Origin of the sequence: Vibrio sp. 10N.286.49.C3 (assembly GCF_041469545.1) — a bacterium.
Classification (GTDB): domain Bacteria; phylum Pseudomonadota; class Gammaproteobacteria; order Enterobacterales; family Vibrionaceae; genus Vibrio; species Vibrio tasmaniensis_A.
This window is the reverse complement of record NZ_JBFRKT010000009.1, coordinates 1-17,738: the sequence shown is the minus strand read 5'-3', so window position 1 is coordinate 17,738 and position 17,738 is coordinate 1. Positions and strand designations below refer to the sequence as shown.

At 44.8% G+C, this 17,738-nt stretch carries 16 protein-coding genes and 2 tRNA genes; 2 read left to right on the top strand and 16 right to left on the bottom strand.

All coding sequences use genetic code 11. From position 1 onward, the window contains the following. Positions 1-342 precede the first annotated feature (342 nt). The 5 genes from rplS to ffh form a co-directional block, all read right to left on the bottom strand. Positions 343-696: a 50S ribosomal protein L19 gene (gene rplS / locus AB4180_RS04665; protein ID WP_009847607.1), complete on the bottom strand. Its 354-nt coding sequence runs from the start codon at positions 694-696 to the stop codon at positions 343-345. A gap of 59 nt (positions 697-755) precedes the next feature. Further along, on the bottom strand, positions 756-1,496 hold the full coding sequence (gene trmD / locus AB4180_RS04660) for a tRNA (guanosine(37)-N1)-methyltransferase TrmD (RefSeq protein WP_009847608.1): 741 nt from the start codon (positions 1,494-1,496) through the stop codon (positions 756-758). Between the two features lie 26 nt (positions 1,497-1,522). After that, entirely contained in the window at positions 1,523-2,077 is a 555-nt protein-coding gene (gene rimM, locus AB4180_RS04655; RefSeq protein WP_009847609.1) for a ribosome maturation factor RimM, read from the bottom strand. A 26-nt stretch (positions 2,078-2,103) separates the two neighbouring features. Next, entirely contained in the window at positions 2,104-2,352 is a 249-nt protein-coding gene (gene rpsP, locus AB4180_RS04650) for a 30S ribosomal protein S16 (RefSeq protein WP_004735508.1), read from the bottom strand. A 212-nt stretch (positions 2,353-2,564) separates the two neighbouring features. Further along, positions 2,565-3,959 carry a signal recognition particle protein gene (ffh, locus tag AB4180_RS04645; RefSeq protein WP_004735506.1) on the bottom strand — a complete coding sequence of 465 codons (1,395 nt, stop codon included), beginning with the start codon at positions 3,957-3,959 and terminating at the stop codon, positions 2,565-2,567. Positions 3,960-4,159: 200 nt separating this feature from the next. Between ffh and AB4180_RS04640 the strand changes: the two genes are divergently transcribed. Then, a complete protein-coding gene (locus AB4180_RS04640; RefSeq protein WP_102249163.1) occupies positions 4,160-4,954 on the top strand; it encodes an inner membrane protein YpjD in 795 nt (264 codons plus the stop codon). Positions 4,955-5,082: 128 nt separating this feature from the next. After that, entirely contained in the window at positions 5,083-6,354 is a 1,272-nt protein-coding gene (locus AB4180_RS04635; RefSeq protein ID WP_102249164.1) for an HlyC/CorC family transporter, read from the top strand. Between the two features lie 177 nt (positions 6,355-6,531). Here AB4180_RS04635 and luxS read toward each other — a convergent pair whose 3' ends face one another. The 11 genes from luxS to AB4180_RS04580 form a co-directional block, all read right to left on the bottom strand. Beyond that, entirely contained in the window at positions 6,532-7,050 is a 519-nt protein-coding gene (gene luxS / locus AB4180_RS04630) for an S-ribosylhomocysteine lyase (protein ID WP_009847612.1), read from the bottom strand. Between the two features lie 24 nt (positions 7,051-7,074). Then, positions 7,075-7,725, bottom strand: coding sequence for a hypothetical protein (locus AB4180_RS04625; RefSeq protein WP_009847613.1), 651 nt, complete (start codon positions 7,723-7,725; stop codon positions 7,075-7,077). Between the two features lie 10 nt (positions 7,726-7,735). After that, positions 7,736-9,304 carry a glutamate--cysteine ligase gene (gene gshA / locus AB4180_RS04620; RefSeq protein WP_009847614.1) on the bottom strand — a complete coding sequence of 523 codons (1,569 nt, stop codon included), beginning with the start codon at positions 9,302-9,304 and terminating at the stop codon, positions 7,736-7,738. A 99-nt stretch (positions 9,305-9,403) separates the two neighbouring features. Then, a complete protein-coding gene (locus AB4180_RS04615) occupies positions 9,404-12,262 on the bottom strand; it encodes a pitrilysin family protein (RefSeq protein ID WP_102249165.1) in 2,859 nt (952 codons plus the stop codon). A 9-nt stretch (positions 12,263-12,271) separates the two neighbouring features. Continuing rightward, positions 12,272-12,733, bottom strand: a complete 462-nt coding sequence (locus AB4180_RS04610) for a YqaA family protein (protein WP_004735497.1) — start codon at positions 12,731-12,733, stop codon at positions 12,272-12,274. A 6-nt stretch (positions 12,734-12,739) separates the two neighbouring features. After that, positions 12,740-13,693 (bottom strand): NADP-dependent oxidoreductase, encoded by a 954-nt coding sequence (locus tag AB4180_RS04605; protein WP_102249166.1) that lies wholly within the window; start codon positions 13,691-13,693, stop codon positions 12,740-12,742. 171 nt (positions 13,694-13,864) lie between these two features. Further along, positions 13,865-14,995 (bottom strand): sodium ion-translocating decarboxylase subunit beta, encoded by a 1,131-nt coding sequence (locus tag AB4180_RS04600; RefSeq protein WP_065110794.1) that lies wholly within the window; start codon positions 14,993-14,995, stop codon positions 13,865-13,867. Between the two features lie 9 nt (positions 14,996-15,004). Next, a complete protein-coding gene (gene oadA, locus AB4180_RS04595; RefSeq protein WP_102249167.1) occupies positions 15,005-16,786 on the bottom strand; it encodes a sodium-extruding oxaloacetate decarboxylase subunit alpha in 1,782 nt (593 codons plus the stop codon). A 31-nt stretch (positions 16,787-16,817) separates the two neighbouring features. Next, positions 16,818-17,075 carry an oxaloacetate decarboxylase subunit gamma gene (locus AB4180_RS04590; protein WP_010435831.1) on the bottom strand — a complete coding sequence of 86 codons (258 nt, stop codon included), beginning with the start codon at positions 17,073-17,075 and terminating at the stop codon, positions 16,818-16,820. A 375-nt stretch (positions 17,076-17,450) separates the two neighbouring features. Then, a tRNA-Arg gene (locus AB4180_RS04585) sits at positions 17,451-17,527 on the bottom strand. A gap of 84 nt (positions 17,528-17,611) precedes the next feature. Beyond that, a tRNA-Arg gene (locus AB4180_RS04580) sits at positions 17,612-17,688 on the bottom strand. Between the last annotated feature and the right edge of the window lie 50 nt (positions 17,689-17,738).

Sequence of the window (17,738 nt, the reverse complement as noted above, 5' to 3'; positions counted from 1 at the left end):
CGAGTAGCGAGTAGCGAGTAAATTTTGAAGGGTTGGCGTTTTACGTCAATCCTTTTTTATTGCCGGTAAAATGGTATGAGTAGAGATTCCCTACTCCTTCCTTCGTCAGTCTAGGGAATGACGGTTACTGTCACTACGGGATTCTATTAGCCACAGCCTACCTACTGAGCCTTTACCTCAATAAATCTTCATCACTCAATGCCAGATTCCGGTTACCCATTCGTTATCCTCAAGAGTGAGGAACGAGCGAGTTGGGGATCTCTTACCTGTGAGACTCTAAATAGCAGACACAAAAAAGCGGAGCCAAATGGCTCCGCTTTTATCGATAGAATGCAAAAAGAATTACTTCTTAGTAAGCTTCTCTTTAATACGAGCTGACTTACCAGAACGCTCACGTAGGTAGTACAACTTGGCACGACGTACTGCACCACGGCGTTTAACTTCGATGCTATCAACCATTGGAGAGTGAGTTTGGAACGCACGCTCTACGCCTTCACCGTTCGAGATCTTACGAACTGTGAATGCAGAGTGTAGACCACGGTTACGAATAGCGATTACAACGCCTTCGAAAGCCTGTAGACGCTCACGGTCACCTTCTTTTACCTTAACCTTAACTACAACAGTGTCACCTGGTGCGAATTTAGGAAGGTCTGATTTTAGTTGCTCTTCTTCAAGAGCCTTGATGATGTTGCTCATTTGTATAAATTCCTAGAATAAACTGATACTAAATTTAATAGGTTACTGCTTGCTTTTCGTTAAGAGCGTTGCTCTTTAATGAATTCAGCCAGTAATTGTTCCTGTTCGTCAGTCAGAGCTAGGTTTTCCAGGAGTTCTGGTCTTCTTAGCCAAGTTCGGCCCAACGATTGTTTCAATCGCCAGCGACGAATGTCCTTATGGTTTCCAGACTTGAGTACCGATGGCACATCTTTATCGTCTAGCACCTCAGGGCGCGTATAATGGGGACAATCTAGCAAACCATTTGCAAAAGAATCTTCTTCTGCTGATGCGAAATCTCCAAGTACACCCGGAACAAACCGAGAGACTGAATCAATCAACGTCATGGCTGGCAGCTCGCCACCCGTCATCACAAAATCTCCAATCGACCATTCTTCGTCGACTTCAGATTGAATGATGCGCTCATCTACCCCTTCATAGCGACCACAAATAAGAAGCAAGTTCTCGTTTGTTGCCAGCTCTTCAACACCTTGTTGGTCGAGCTTACGACCTTGAGGTGAAAGGTAAATAACCTTCGTCTTTCCCGGTGCTGCCTGTTTGGCTGTTTGGATAGCATCGCGCAAAGGCTGAACCATCATTAACATGCCAGGACCACCACCGTAAGGTCTGTCATCAACAGTGCGATGTTTATCATGAGTGAAATCGCGAGGATTCCATGTCTCAATAGATAAAAGACCTTTTTTAACCGCTTGACCTGTTACTCCAAAATCAGTAACAGAACGGAACATTTCAGGAAAAAGGCTAATAATGCCAACCCACATGTGTTCTCTCGCTCTGTAATTTGGAGTTAGAATCCAGGATCCCAGTCAACTTCGATCCGGCGAGCTTCGCGATCAACTTTCTTGATCACTTGCTCTTCAAGGTACGGGATTAACCGTTCCTTTTGGCCAAAAGCATCTTTAAGATTTGCTTTGATTACTAGAACATCGTTCGAGCCAGTTTCTAATAGGTCAGTGACCTCACCAAGGTTGTAACCTTTAGTGGTAAAAACTTGCATACCGAACAATTCGCGCCAGTAGAATTCATCTTCTGACAATTCAGGTAATGAAGCAGGGTCAATAGCAATTTCAAAATTGGTCATCAGTTGCGCGTCTTCACGTACATCTAATCCCGCTAGCTTACATACATAGCCTTGACCATGACGTTTCCAGCTTTCAACTTTATACTCAACCCACTCGCCCTTTAGCTTTAAATACCAAGGACTGTAATCAAATATGCTTTCAGCATTGTCTGTGTAGGAGAACACTTTAAGCCAGCCACGAATACCATAGGTAGACCCAAGTTTACCCATAACAATTCTTTCGTTTTGCTCGCTCATCGTTTCTTTACCCTTCATCGACATAAGCTATTTCTCTTTTTAAAAAAGAATTAAGCCGCTTTTTGAGCGTCTTTAACTAGCTTAGCTACGCGGTCAGATAGAGATGCGCCTTGACCAACCCAGTGGTTAACACGATCTAGGTCTAGACGTAGACCTTCTTCTTGACCTTGAGCAGTAGGGTTAAAGAAACCTACTTTCTCGATGAAACGGCCAGTTACAGAGTTACGGCTATCCGCAACTACGATTTGATAAAATGGGCGCTTCTTTGCACCGTGACGTGCCAAACGAATGGTTACCATGTCGTCCTCTTTGCTTTCTTAATAAAATAATTAACCCCAAGTATAAGTAAATAGCTTGGGGTCTCGTGCCAAATTAAAGCCCCGGAATTTTACTCTTATTCCGGGGCAATGCAAGGGCTTTAGCTATTTTTTCACCAACATAGCCACCGTTCACTTTCTGTGACACGGCTAACACTATGAAAAGTAACGTAGCTAAAGCTTACATTTGTAGATTATCGGCCAAACGGGTTAAAACCACCACCCATTCCGCCCATACCTCCACCGCCGCCCATCATGCCTTGCATGTTGCGCATCATGCCTTTCATTCCACCTTTCTGCATTTTCTTCATCATCTTCTGCATTTGAGTGAACTGTTTAAGCATACGGTTTACATCTTGTACTTGCGTACCAGAACCTGCAGCAATACGCTTTTTGCGTGAGCCTTTGATTAGGTCTGGGCGCTGACGCTCTTTCATTGTCATAGAGTTGATGATCGCTTCCATTTGCTTGAACATCTTGTCATCAACTTTATCTTTAACGTTGTCTGGTAGCTGAGACATGCCTGGAAGCTTATCCATCATGCCCATCATGCCGCCCATGTTTTTCATCTGACCAAGTTGCTCACGGAAGTCTTCAAGGTCAAAGCCTTTCTTCTCTTTGAACTTCTTAGCCAGTTTCTCTGCTTTCTCGGTATCAACGTTTTTCTGTAGGTCTTCAATAAGAGACAGTACGTCGCCCATACCAAGGATACGAGAAGCAACACGATCTGGGTGGAATGGTTCTAATGCGTCAGTCTTTTCACCAACACCTAAGAATTTAATCGGCTTACCTGTGATGTGACGAACAGACAGTGCAGCACCACCACGCGCGTCACCATCCACTTTCGTTAAGATAACACCAGTTAGTGGTAGCGTATCGCCAAAGGCTTTTGCAGTATTCGCAGCATCTTGACCTGTCATAGCATCAACAACGAACAGCGTCTCTACTGGTTTAATGGCAGTATGAAGCTCTTTGATTTCACCCATCATCTCTTCATCGATAGCCAAACGACCGGCAGTATCGACAATTAGCACGTCGTAGAATTTCTTCTTCGCGTGGTCGATTGCAGCGTTTGCAATATCAAGAGGCTTTTGGTCAGCTGAAGATGGGAAGAAGTCGACACCAACATCGCTTGCTAAGGTTTCGAGCTGTTTGATCGCGGCTGGACGGTAAACGTCGGCAGACACAACCAAAACTTTCTTCTTATCACGCTCAGTCAGGAGCTTAGATAGCTTACCTACCGATGTGGTTTTACCCGCACCTTGTAGACCCGCCATTAAGATAACGGCTGGCGGTTGTGCTGCCAGGTCAAGAGCCTCGTTAGACTCCCCCATCACAGCTTCAAGTTCAGCTTGAACGATCTTAATGAATTCTTGACCCGGGGTGAGAGATTTAGAAACCTCAACACCTACAGCGCCTTCTTTTACGCGCTTAACAAAATCGCGGACAACTGGCAGTGCAACGTCGGCTTCAAGTAGCGCCATACGTACTTCACGCAGCGTCTCTTTAATATTGTCTTCGGTCAGGCGACCTTTACCGCTGATGTTTTTCAGCGTTTTGGATAGACGATCCGTTAAATTATCAAACATAGTTTTCTCTTCGCTCAAAACTGCGACTATTACTGTGAGTATACATTAGCGCGGATTAGAGTCATACCCGTTGTGGAGCGTTAATCATCCACGCATGTGATGTGAGACATTATTCACTTGGAATTGAATGAGGTTCACCATAGCCCCAAAGAGCGATGCGAGGTATAATTCGCCAATTAGTAATCATTTAAATGGATACCATGGACAGTCTTATTGCGATCGCAGCAGCCTTTCTTTATACAATGGCGATTTTCACGATCATTCCAGGTCTCGTGCACCAAACAGGAATCCGTGTAAAAACGGTGTTTATCAGCGCATTACTTGCTTTAGTTTTCCATGCTTGGTTGCTTGGCGATTTAATCTTTAATGCCAGTGGTCAAAACCTCAGTATCTTAAACGTTGCTTCTTTAATCAGTTTAATCATATCTGTGGTCATGAGCGGTGCTATGCTCAAAACCCGTTTGTGGTTCATCTTGCCGGTTGTTTATAGCTTCGCTGCTCTAAATCTAATGGCTGCCACTTTTCTTCCTAGTACCTTCATCAAACACTTAGAGAATGACCCGAAGCTGTTGCTACACATATCTTTAGCTCTGTTCTCATACGCGACACTTACCATCGGTGCGCTATACGCTATGCAACTCGCGTGGCTAGATCACAAACTTAAAAAGAAAAAAGCCTTAGTGATAAACCCTAACCTACCTCCTTTAATGATGGTGGAAAGACAGCTTTTCAAGATCATTTTAATCGGTAATGGTTTGTTAACAGGTACTTTATTAACTGGACTTATCTTCGTACAAGATATGTTTGCTCAAGGTAAAGCACATAAAGCGGTATTGTCTTTTATAGCTTGGGTTATCTATTCCATCCTTCTTTGGGGTCACTATCAGAAAGGTTGGCGTGGGCAAAAAGTCACATGGTTTGCCCTTGCGGGTGCCACCATGCTCACATTAGCTTACTTCGGTAGCCGCTTCGTTCAGGAAATAATCCTGAATTAGTCAGTATAATGAAGGCAAGGTCTCACACACCTTGCCTTTAAAATATTGAGTACGATACATTCAATTGACATCTCGACCATGTTCGGTCATAAATTAATCAAGATACAAAAAAAAGGAAAAGAATAGTTTTGGACGACATATCAACGGGTATCTTATTTGCGCTACTCGCGTGTCTCATTGTAATTTCTGGTTATTTCTCTGGTTCCGAAACGGGCATGATGTCCTTGAACCGCTACCGTTTAAAGCACTTGGCCAATACGGGTCATAAAGGTGCCAAACGCGTAGAAAAACTTCTAAGTCGCCCAGACAGATTGATTGGCCTTATTCTCATCGGCAACAATCTCGTCAATATTCTTGCATCCGCGATCGCGACTATTCTTGGTATGCGTATCTACGGAGATATCGGTGTTGCAATCGCAACCGGAGCCCTGACCCTGGTGATCCTCGTGTTTGCTGAGGTTACACCAAAAACCATTGCTTCTCTTTTCCCTGAACGAGTTTCTTACGCCAGCAGCATTCTATTAATAATACTGATGAAGGTGCTATCTCCATTGGTTATCTTGGTCAACTTTATTACCAATGGCTTCATTCGTATCTTAGGCGTTAAAGCTAACCATGATGCAACCGATCATCTAAGCTCAGAAGAACTCAGAACCGTAGTAAATGAAGCGGGTAGCCTAATACCACAGCGTCACCAAGATATGTTGGTGTCTATTCTCGATTTAGAACACGTCACCGTGAATGACATAATGGTGCCACGTAACGAGATCACCGGCATCGACATCACTGATGATTGGAAATCGATCGTGCGTCAGCTCACTCATTCACCTCATGGTCGCATCGTGTTGTACCGTGATCAGATAGATGAAGTGGTTGGCATGCTGAGGCTACGTGAAGCTTATCGCTTGATGCTCGAAAAGAACGAATTCAATAAAGAGACCCTGCTGCGTGCTGCAGATGAGATCTACTTTATTCCGGAAGCGACACCGCTTAACACCCAACTGCTTAAATTCCAACGCAACAAACAGCGTATCGGTTTGATTGTTGATGAGTATGGCGATATTAACGGTTTGGTTACCCTCGAAGATATTCTCGAAGAGATCGTGGGCGAATTTACGACTTCAATCGCACCAAGTTTATCTGAAGAGATCACACCACAAAGCGATGGTAGCTTCTTGATTGAAGGCAGCGCTAATATCCGAGATATCAACAAAGGTTTGCAGTGGGCACTGCCTACCGATGGACCAAGAACACTTAATGGTTTGATACTGGAGCATCTTGAAGATATTCCAGAGAGTCACCTGAGTGTTCAGGTTGCCAGCCATCCAATGGAAATTGTTGAGCTCGAAGAGAATCGCATCAAGCTGGTGCGTGTGTTTCCGCAGATCGTAAACGGATAGAGGCGACTCATTATATGAGAGTAACCCACTGAGTTACCAACTAAGTCCCTCTACAACAAAAGGCCCGGTTCATTGAACCGGGCCTTTTAGTATCTAGCTCTTTTTGTATCTAGCTCGCTCACTCTCTAGTGCAAAATGTATCTAGAGTGAAGCGCATTCAATGTGAACCAAAAATGATTAGTCGATTTTAAGCTCTTGAAGCATCGACTCTGGCAATGCCAGTTCATCATTTTTGTTTACTGAAATACCGGTAGCGATGATTGCATTCGCAATCTCTTTAGCTTCATCTAAGGAATGCATTGCCGCAGTACCACACTGGTATTCGTTCAACTCAGGGATCTTATTCTGGTTCTCAACTTTCAGTACGTCTTGCATAGCCGCTAACCAAGCTTCAGCCACTTGCTGCTCTGAAGGCGTACCAATCAAGCTCATATAGAAACCGGTACGACACCCCATAGGCGATATATCAATGATTTCAACCGCAGAGCCATTGAGGTGAGCACGCATGAACCCAGCGTATAGGTGCTCGAGAGTATGAATACCTCTCTCAGATAGGATATCTTTGTTTGGCGCAGTAAAACGCAGGTCAAATACCGTAATGGTATCCCCTTTTGGGGTTTGCATTGTTTTAGCAACACGAACTGCAGGTGCGTTCATGCGCGTGTGATCAACAGTAAAACTATCTAATAAAGGCATTGCTATTCTCCATGACGATTGGCTTTAAAAAAACCAACTTCGATTGTCTTCTAGTTCTTTTCGGCACTGTTTAAGTTGCCATCCATAATCTTTTGCTTGCTGTTCGACTTTGCGAGCCACCTTAATCAACGATGGTTTGCTGTTGTATGATTTGCGCTTATAGCCACCACGGCCTTCATGATAAGCCAGATATTGGTTATACGGGTCCCATAATGAGATTCCTAACTGACGGCGCGTCTCGCTGGTGTACCAACCAATGAACATTAATGCATCATCAAAATTGGTTCTCGAACCACCATTATTGGTCGCTTTTTGAAAGTCTTCCCAAGCAGGGTCTTGAGCTTGTGCATAGCCATAGGCACTACTGACTCTTCCCCACGGTATAAAGCCAAGAATATAATCTTTTGGTGGACGCGCATCATGTCGAAAGCTGCTCTCTTGTTTAACAAAAGCCATCGCGACGTTAATCGGTGTGCCCCACTCATCTTGCATATCGACCGCATCTTCATACCAAGAAGGGTGCTCTCTGAAGATGCTGCATATATTATTTTGCTGCTTAGGAGGAGGCGTCGCACATCCAACCAATAGGCTAGAGACAATACCAACAGTCACGACTGGTAACCATTTTCCACCCACATGAGTAGACTGACCTAATAAGGCTTGCTTCCTTTCCACCAAAGTCTCGCTATGCTTTTAAATATGAAAAATAGTCCGTTAAGAAACTATCAAAATCTTGAGTGCTCGCTTCTTCACTTTGCTGTTGAGCAATGACAGAGCGTTGAACTTCCGCTTCCATTAACTCAGCAGAATAAACTTTATATTGGTGTGCCTTGTGTTGTTGAGCATACGTTTTTCCTAACGCACAACCCACTTTACCCAAACCACCCAATTTCTTGGTCTCTTCTAATAACTGGCCAGAAATGGTCAACTCAGGGTTATCAATCCAGGCTTCAAGCGTATCGCACGTTTCTTGGTATGCACGACCACCTTGCTCAGCATCCATCAACTCAGCGATAACTCGAAGATCTTTGAATACATTTTTAGCCCAGTCTTGCAGAGACAGTCTTTCTCCATCACAACCAATCTTGAGCTCTAAACCAACCTGACGACCTTCTAAGATCACCTTGTTCCAGTTATCGCGCCAGCATTCAAGTTCGCAGTTATCCATCTCAGCAGAGTCTGATAACACGCTCCACGTTAGGAATAAATCTAAGAAGCGAACTTGCTGTTCATTGATGCCAATTGAACTGAATGGGTTTACGTCTAAAGAGCGAACCTCGATGTACTCAACGCCAGCACGAGCCAGTGCTTCAGATGGTTTCTCGCCACTTTTCGCCACACGCTTAGGACGGATTGGAGCATAAAGCTCATTCTCAATTTGCAGTACGTTGCTATTTAGTTGACGGTATTCCCCATCAACCTTAGTGCCAATCTCAGCGAATTCTTCTGATGGTGTGCGAATCGCTTGATTCAAACCTTCAAGGTATTGGTCTAGGCTGTTGAAGCCAATCTTCAGTACACTTTGCGCACTGTTGGTGTAACCAAGGTCACTTAAGCGCAATGCCGTTGCTTTGGGTAGATACAGTGTTTCTCCAACCTTTTCAAAAGGTAGGTTGGTTTCTCTTCCTTTGATAAAAGAAGAACATAGCGCAGGTGAAGCACCGAAGAAGTATGGGATTAACCAACCAAAGCGGTAGTAATTACGAATCAAACCGAAGTACGCATCTGATTTAGCTTCGCAACGCGCTTCTTCGGTTTGCTCTCCAAACAGACTGTCCCAAAAGCTTTCTGGGAAAGAGAAGTTGAAGTGAACACCCGAAATAATCTGCATCAGACTACCGTAGCGACGCTTTAGGCCTTCACGATATAGCGTCTTCATCTTACCGTTGTTAGAAGTACCGTATTGCGCAAGCTGAATGTAATCTTCACTCCCCACATAACAAGGCATAGAGAGTGGCCACAGCTTTTCGCCGTCTAACTTGGTTTGAGTGAAGTGATGGATATCAGACAACTGATTCAAAAGCGTCGGAACGTCGTTAGAAACAGGCGTGATAAACTCCAGTAGCGACTCAGAGAAATCGGTCGTTACCCATTCGTTCATCAACGCAGATCCTAAAGCCTTAGGGTGCGGCCCAGTAGCAAGATGCCCATCTTCCGTGTAGCGCAATGTTTCCCTTTCAACACCACGACCAAATTGAGAGAAGGTCTTAGGGTTGGTTGCAACTTGCTTTAGTCGCGCAGCAAAATCAGTCAAAATTCTGTTCACTTATCTTATATCGTTCTGATTAGAACTATCATAAATTAGGTTGGAGGAGAAAAATAGAGTCTTTTCCCTCCCCCTTTAATGTGTACTCTAACGAATGATTTCAAGCTCTTCTATTGGAATATCTAACTTTTCTAGTTGAGGACGCAGCGAAGTCGCATCACCAACAACAATTATTTGATAATCATTCGGGTCAAACCATTTCTTCGATAGCTCGTTTAAGGTCTCTTTTGAAACCGTTTCAACTATCTGATTACGCTGTTGTAGGTAATCTTCATCAAGGCTCAATGCAACAATATTACTCAACAATCCAGCCTTTTGACTTGGCGTTTCGTATTTAAGTGCATCTTGTTGACCGACGGCAAGGCGCATAAATTTCACCTCTTCGTCAGTTAATCCACTCTGACTAAATTCATTTAGCTCGGCGATAAACTCTTGAATCGATGGAACCGTCGCATTGGCTCTCACTTGAGCACTAAATACTACCGCACCAGTTTCACGCGTACTCGCGAAGTAACCGCTAGCACCGTAAGTGTACGCCTTGTCTTCACGTAAGTTTTGGTTAATGCGGCTATTGAAGTTACCGGCTAAGTTAAAGTTGACTAACTGGCTCAAATACAACTCACCAGTCGCGTCGAAAGGTAAACCTTTACGTACTAAACGAACAATACTTTGCGGTGCACCCGGTTTATCAACTAAATACAGATGCTGTCCTGAAAGCTCTTTGATGATCTGCGGACGCGTTAGTGGTGCCGCATCGCCTTGCCACTGTTCAAAGAATTGTAGCTGTTTCCCTATCTCTTTCTTCGATATGTCTCCCACAACAACAATATTGGCACCTTCCGGTGTGTAGTGTTGTGCATAGAATTTTTTCACATCATCTAAGGTTAGATCCGATAGAGACGCCTTGGTGCCATCGCTTGCTCGAGCAAAAATACTGTCACCAAATAGCACTTCACGGGTTGCTTGAGAAGCCATCCAGCTTGGTTGTTGGTGTTGATAGACAACGCCTTCAAGCATCTGCTTCTTAACGCGTTCGAAGTCTTGCTCATCAAACTTAGGCTCAAACAGAACCTCTTGTACGATCGCTAAGGTTTGAGGCAGGTTTTTCTCTAGCGTTGAAACCGAGATATCCGTGGTATAACTGCCTGCGCCAATGCTAACGCTACTGCCAAGCTTATCTAAGGTTGCCTGTAGTTCTTCAACCGTTCGTTTAGTCGACCCCTCTTCCATCATCGAAGCCGTTAGGTTCGCTAAGCCTTCTTGACCTTTACGAACATAGCGTTCGCCTGCAGGCAGTTGAATTTGCAGCTGTACTGTCGGCGTTTCACTGGTCACGGTACCAATCAAGTCAGTGCCGTTCGCAAAGTGCATGCGGTACAACTCAGGCATGGTCGCTTCAACACCAAAGTTCACTTCTGGCATCACGCTGCGATCAAATGTGTTTGGCGCCTTTCTAAAATCCAGTTGGTCTTCCGTCACCTTGCTGTATTCAGGAAGGGTACGTGCAGGTGTGGTAAAGGTAGCCTCACGAACCGCTAAGTCGAGTTTTTTCTTAGGAACCACACTCAAAGTAACCTTATGCTTACCCTCAATAAATTCTTGGTAGGCTTTGCTGACGCTTTCTGGTGTTACCGCTCGAATTTGATCGAGTTGCGATTCAATGCGATCCGGCTGACCATAGAAGGTTTGGTTAGACGCAAGCTGTGAAACCTTGCCTTTAACACTTTGCAGTGCAAAAACTGCATCCGCTTCTGCCATACCAGTGATCTGGTCTAAACGCTCTTGTTCAACGCCCTCTTTCGAGAATTGATCTAAGGTATCCATCAGCTCTTTGTTTAGAACCGTCAAATCGCCTTTTTCACCTGAATTACCCATCGCATACACATACATGGTACATGCAAGCTCAGCACAATCATGGAAAGATCCTGCGCTCACCGCTTTTTGCGTTTTTACGAGATTTTGATACAAGTAACTGTTGGTGCCAGAACCTAACACGTTGGACAGTGCATTCAATGAAGCCTGCGTCTCTTCACCACGATACGTTGTTGGCCAACCAACAAGCACCATCGGCTGACGAATATTATCTTTTAAGGTGATGTACTTGTCTTCAGTCAGCACTGCAGGTTGCTTCTCTGCCGCCTTAACTTCAGGTCCTTGAGGGATAGGGCCAAAGTACTTGTTAACCCACTCTAGCGTGTCATCAACGTCGATATCACCACCGATCGTTAACACGGCATTGTTTGGGCCATACCAACGTAAGAAGAATGCCTTAAGGTCATTCACATCAACACGATCCAAGTCTTCAACATAACCGATTGGTTGCCACGAGTAAGGGTGACCTTCTGGATACAGTGCTTCTCCCATGCGCTCCCACATCAAACCGTAAGGGCGGTTTTCATAGCTTTGCGCTCGCTCATTCTTAACCGTGCCTCTTTGCACCTCAAATTTCTTTTGAGAAACCGCATCTAACAAGAAACCCATTCTGTCCGATTCTAACCACAACATTTTTTCGAGTTGGTTAGAAGGAACGGTTTCAAAGTAGTTAGTGCGGTCACGGTTGGTGGTGCCATTTAACGAACCACCCGCTTCGGTGATGATCTTAAAGTGCTGTTGATCACCGACGTTCTCTGAGCCTTGGAACATCATGTGTTCAAAGAAGTGAGCAAAGCCTGATTTGCCAATCTGTTCACGAGCAGAACCCACATGATAGGTCACATCAACATGAACAAGTGGATCAGAATCATCAGGAGAAAGAATAACGGTCAAGCCGTTTTCAAGCTGATACTTAGCATAAGGAATCACGACTTTATCTTTAGAAGGCTTAACCTCTTCTAACAGAGTGACGCCTTCCGGTAACGAGGAAAAGAAGGGTGTTGAGCTAGGTACATTGTAAGAACAGCCAGCAATGGCGATAAGAGAAAATGTACCAAGTAAAACCTTTTTCATAGGTTCTCCTTAGAAAAAACCGAAGTAGATAGCAGCAAGTAAGCTGTAGCGAGCGGCTTTGCCAATCGCTATCAAAATAACGCTAGGGATAAATTTCATTCTCAGCCAACCCGCAGCCAGACATAAAGGATCACCAATGATGGGTAACCAACTGAATAACAATGTCCAGTAACCATAACGGCTCAGCCAAGCCATAGCCTTATGACCATGCTTTTCAGATTGAGTTCGATTAGGCAACCACAAACCAATCCAATAGTTGGTCAGGCCGCCTAAGGTATTACCAAGTGTCGCCAGCAAAATGATCGATGATGTTGAGAACTGATCTAAGCTCAAGGCAGCCACAAGGCTCGCTTCTGATCCCCCGGGCAATAATGTGGCACTCAAGAAGCCACTGATAAAGAGCACCCACAGCGCTGAGTCAGAGAACCACAGCGCTATGTTTTCAAACAGAGAATTAAAAAACTCTAGCACTGCCTATCAACCTTCTTGCATTTTAAGTAGTACCTTGCCTCTGGTATGTCCGGTTTCAACCTGTAGATGAGCTGACTGCGCTTCGTCTAACTGGTAGATACCTTGAATTTCTGTTTTGAGCAATCCGACACTGACCATGTACAGCATAGTGTCCATTTGCTCTGGGTTTGGCTCAACCAGCATACCTGATGCAGTAAAGCCTAATAATGTTGCTTTTTCGCAGATCAATTCTGCAGATAAAGTTGGGACTGTGACCACTCTTGCGCCATCTTTTAGACACTTCAACGCATCGAGAGCGGTATCGCCACCGACCAAATCAATCAGCACATCAACATCAGAGACTCTTTCCGATGCTGGCGCAAACTTATAGTTAATCGCATGAGCGCCTAGCGTTGCTAAGTAATCAAGATTCGCTTCACTACAAGTTGTGTAAACCTCGGCTTTCGCTGCCACGGCGATTTGAACCGCTAGATGACCAACGCCGCCAGCACCCGCTAAGATAAGTACGCGCTCGCCCTCTTTCACTTCCGCTTTGTTGAGCGCTTGGGCTGCTGTTTGACTGGCTAATGGTAATGCTGCGGCCGCTTCTAGAGTCACCGAATCAGGAACCATGCTTAATGCCGCTTCTGGGACACACACATATTGGCTGTAACCGCCACCTTGCAGTGGGAAACCAATAAAGCCGGCAACGTTATCACCAACAGTAAAACGCTCTGCCTGTTCGCCTAGCGTGACAATTTGCCCTGAAATGTCATAACCAGGTACCCAAGGCAGGTTATCTTTGTTCTGTGCTGCAGCCCAACCTAGACCAGCACGGGTTTTAACATCAATCGGATTAATGCCCGAAAAGGAAACTTTAACCACGACTTCTCCAGCCTTAGGCTCAGGAATAGCACGGGTTTGAATACTGAGGTTTTCGACACCGCCGAATTGAGTAATCGCTATCTGTTTATTTTCCATTTCCACATTTCCTTGATTGATAAAAGCCCTAATGAGCAAGCACCCTAATTGATAAAAAGAAAGGGATGCGAAAGCATCCCTTTGACTATAAACCATTTAATAAGGCTAAGTTAACCGCTCATTCGTAAATTGACGACCAATTAACGTAACGATACGTGACCTAGGAACCTACTAGCCCACTAGAGCTAATAGAATACCCGCCGCAACCGCACTACCAAGTACACCTGCCACGTTCGGGCCCATCGCATGCATCAACAAGAAGTTTTGAGGGTTTGCCTCAAGACCAACCTTGTTTACCACACGAGCCGCCATAGGAACCGCTGATACACCAGCTGCGCCAATCAGTGGGTTGATGTCTTCTTTAGATAAACGATTAAGTAGCTTAGCCATTAATACGCCACCCGCCGTACCGATACTGAACGCCACCGCACCTAAACCTAAAATACCCAGCGTCTCTAAGTTCAAGAACGTATCCGCTTGAAGCTTAGAACCAACACCTAGGCCAAGGAAAATAGTTACGACGTTAATCAGTTCGTTTTGAGCTGTTTTTGAAAGGCGATCAACCACACCCGCTTCACGCATTAAGTTACCCAAGCAGAACATACCTACTAGAGGTGTTGCTGAAGGTAGGAACAGAATCGTCATCAGTAGTACAGCAAGCGGGAAAAGGATCTTCTCGGCTTTACCAACGTGACGTAACTGCGCCATCTTAATCTTGCGTTCTTCCGGCGTCGTTAGCGCTTTCATGATAGGTGGCTGAATAATAGGAACTAAAGCCATGTAGCTATAAGCCGCAACTGCAATGGCACCTAGTAGGTCAGGAGATAACTTACTCGCCAAGAAGATCGCGGTTGGGCCATCGGCACCACCAATGATCGCAATTGACGAAGCATCTGCCATTGAGAATTCCATTCCTGGAACATAGTTCAGCAAGATCGCACCAAATAGCGTTGCGAAGATACCAAACTGAGCCGCAGCCCCTAGCCATAACGTTTTAGGGTTAGCAATCAACGCACCGAAGTCCGTCATTGCACCAACACCCATAAAGATCAGCAGTGGGAAAATACCCGTTTCAATACCAATGTAGTAAACGTAGTAAAGCAAACCACCGGGATCAGTAAACCCAGCATTTGGAATATTTGCTAATACAGCACCAAAACCAATCGGTAATAAAAGTAACGGTTCAAATCCTTTACGAATTGCCAAAAACAACAATAAGCAACCGACCAGCATCATACAAATCTGGCCGAACTCAAAGTTAGCAATCCCTGTTTCAGACCATAAGGTCATCAATCCTTCCATGGTACTCCCTTACGCTAAGCTTAGTAGTGGAGCGCCTACAGTAACTGCATCGCCTTCTTTAACATTCAATTCCTGAACGATACCACCACGAGCAGCACGAACCTCCGTTTCCATTTTCATCGCTTCCAAGATCAGTAGCACATCGCCTTCAGCCACTTCAGCACCAGGCTGAACGATCACTTTGAAGATGTTGCCAGCTAATGGAGCTGGAACTGCTTCTGCATCAGAAGCCGCAGCTGGTGCTGCTTGAGACGCTTGTGCTGGTTTCGCTGATGGAGATACCGATGTCAGTTCACCTTGAGGGCCAACTTCAACATCATAAACTTGACCATCAACCTTCACGCTGTAGCTTTCAATGCTACCTGCAACAGGCTGTGGTGCCGCAACAGGAGCTGCCGTTTCTGCAGTTGGTGCAGGTTCAAATGCTTCAGGGTTACGACGGTTCTTAAGGAACTTAAGGCCGACTTGTGGGAAAAGTGCGTATGTCAGTACATCATCAACGGTATCTTCAGCGAGTGAAATGCCATCTGATTTCGCTTTTTCTAAAAGGTCTGTCGTTAACGTATCCATTTCAGACTTAAGTAAATCAGCAGGACGACACGTGATTGGCTCTGCACTATCTAACACTTTCGCTTGCAGTTCAGCATCAACCTCAGCAGGCGCTTGACCGTATTCACCTTTCAGTAGACCAGCAGTCTCTTTAGTGATGCTCTTGTAGCGCTCACCCGTTAGAACGTTGATAACCGCTTGAGTACCAACAATCTGAGAAGTAGGTGTTACCAAAGGAATGTAACCCAGCTCTTTACGTACGCGAGGGATCTCTTCGAGCACTTCGTCCATACGATCGGCTGCGCCCTGTTCTTTAAGCTGGCCTTCCATGTTGGTTAACATGCCGCCAGGAACCTGAGCAATCAAGATACGTGAATCAACACCTTTTAGCTGACCTTCCCATTTCGCGTACTTTTTACGTACATCACGGAAGTAAGCCGCGATGGGTTCGATCTGATCAAGCTTAAGATTGGTATCACGCTCTGTACCTTCTAACATCGCAACAACCGTTTCGGTTGGCGTGTGACCGTAAGTACAGCTCATTGAAGAAATAGCGGTGTCTAGAATATCGATACCCGCTTCAACGGCTTTAACGGCTGTTGCTGTCGATAGACCTGTTGTCGCGTGGCTATGCAACGCTAGAGGAACGTCACACGATGATTTGATACGTGTAATCAGCTCTTCCGCTTCATACGGCTTTAATAAACCTGACATATCTTTGATACATAGTGAATGACAACCTAGATCCTCTAGGCGTTTAGCCAAATCAACCCAAGTATCTGAGTTGTGAACCGGACTAGTTGTGTAAGACAACGTACCTTGAGCGTGACCACCAACATCAATCGTTGCTTTCACTGCTGTTTCAAAGTTACGTACGTCATTCATCGCATCAAAAATACGGAATACGTCCATGCCGTTCTTATGGGCACGTTCAACAAATTTTTCTACAACATCATCCGCGTAGTGACGGTAACCCAATAAATTTTGACCACGCAGTAGCATCTGCATTGGTGTGTTTGGCATCGCTTTTTTCAGCTCACGCAAACGCTCCCACGGATCTTCTCCTAGAAAACGAATACACGAATCAAACGTTGCGCCGCCCCAAGTCTCTAAAGACCAGTAACCGACTTTATCCAGTTCTGCCGCAATTGGCAGCATATCTTCGATACGCATACGAGTAGCAAATAGTGACTGGTGCGCGTCACGAAGTACCACATCTGTGATAGCTAGTGGTTTAGACATGCTCATAAACTCCTTTTTAATCCTTTAAATGCTACTTAGCAGTAGACGCACGGTATTGATGAACCGCGGCCGAAATTGCTGCCACTACCTGTGGACTAACAGCTGAAGGGTTTGATTGTGATTTTTTAATTTTTTTAGGTGCTGCGATCGGCTCTGGTACTTCTTCTGGTACCAGTTTTGACATCAACCGAACGAGGTAAACTAGAATAGTTAGGAAAATAAAGACAACGGACATCCCCGTTATCATTAGAGTCGCCGCATCTCCTAGCAGGCTTCCAATATTAGTCATGTTGCTTCCTTTCTTCGTCATCCTGACATACGTGCAGGATTTCAGCGAATAGTGATCCCGACCCATGGATTATCTCGATTGGTAAAAGTTTGTCAATTTTGTTTAAGGTTCTGTTACGGATAACGCACACATAAGGTTAATTATTCGCCTATCAGATCACATAAATCTGTCAAATACGTCATTTATAGATATTTAAACTGTGACTTAAACGGGGCTTTTCTGAGAATTGATATGAGAAAGGTAGAATAACAAAGAAGCAATCAAGAATTACTTTAAATACAACAAGTTAAAAACACCACAAATTTAACATTGTTGCAACAAACTTATAGCGGACATAAAAAAAGCCTCGTAAAAACGAGGCTTTCTTTAATAAGGTGGTGCGCCCTGGAGGATTCGAACCTCCGACCGCCTGGTTCGTAGCCAGGTACTCTATCCAGCTGAGCTAAGGGCGCAACGGTTTCGATATTAAGCTTTTAGTTAAGGCAATAAAGCAAAACTAAACGTTCAACATCAGGATTACTAAAAACCCTAAATAGTGGTGCGCCCTGGAGGATTCGAACCTCCGACCGCCTGGTTCGTAGCCAGGTACTCTATCCAGCTGAGCTAAGGGCGCAACGGTTTCGATATTAAGCTTTTAGTTAAGGCAATAAAGCAAAACTAAAC

Excerpts from the sequence above, each read along its gene's own strand:
- rplS (WP_009847607.1), bottom strand. The coding sequence starts at position 696 with ATGAGCAACATCATCAAGGCTCTTGAAGAAGAGCAACTAAAATCAGAC.
- trmD (WP_009847608.1), bottom strand. The coding sequence starts at position 1,496 with ATGTGGGTTGGCATTATTAGCCTTTTTCCTGAAATGTTCCGTTCTGTT.
- rimM (WP_009847609.1), bottom strand. The coding sequence starts at position 2,077 with ATGTCGATGAAGGGTAAAGAAACGATGAGCGAGCAAAACGAAAGAATT.
- rpsP (WP_004735508.1), bottom strand. The coding sequence starts at position 2,352 with ATGGTAACCATTCGTTTGGCACGTCACGGTGCAAAGAAGCGCCCATTT.
- ffh (WP_004735506.1), bottom strand. The coding sequence starts at position 3,959 with ATGTTTGATAATTTAACGGATCGTCTATCCAAAACGCTGAAAAACATC.
- AB4180_RS04640 (WP_102249163.1), top strand. The coding sequence starts at position 4,160 with ATGGACAGTCTTATTGCGATCGCAGCAGCCTTTCTTTATACAATGGCG.
- luxS (WP_009847612.1), bottom strand. The coding sequence starts at position 7,050 with ATGCCTTTATTAGATAGTTTTACTGTTGATCACACGCGCATGAACGCA.
- AB4180_RS04615 (WP_102249165.1), bottom strand. The coding sequence starts at position 12,262 with ATGAAAAAGGTTTTACTTGGTACATTTTCTCTTATCGCCATTGCTGGC.
- AB4180_RS04605 (WP_102249166.1), bottom strand. The coding sequence starts at position 13,693 with ATGGAAAATAAACAGATAGCGATTACTCAATTCGGCGGTGTCGAAAAC.
- AB4180_RS04600 (WP_065110794.1), bottom strand. The coding sequence starts at position 14,995 with ATGGAAGGATTGATGACCTTATGGTCTGAAACAGGGATTGCTAACTTT.
- oadA (WP_102249167.1), bottom strand. The coding sequence starts at position 16,786 with ATGTCTAAACCACTAGCTATCACAGATGTGGTACTTCGTGACGCGCAC.
- AB4180_RS04590 (WP_010435831.1), bottom strand. The coding sequence starts at position 17,075 with ATGACTAATATTGGAAGCCTGCTAGGAGATGCGGCGACTCTAATGATA.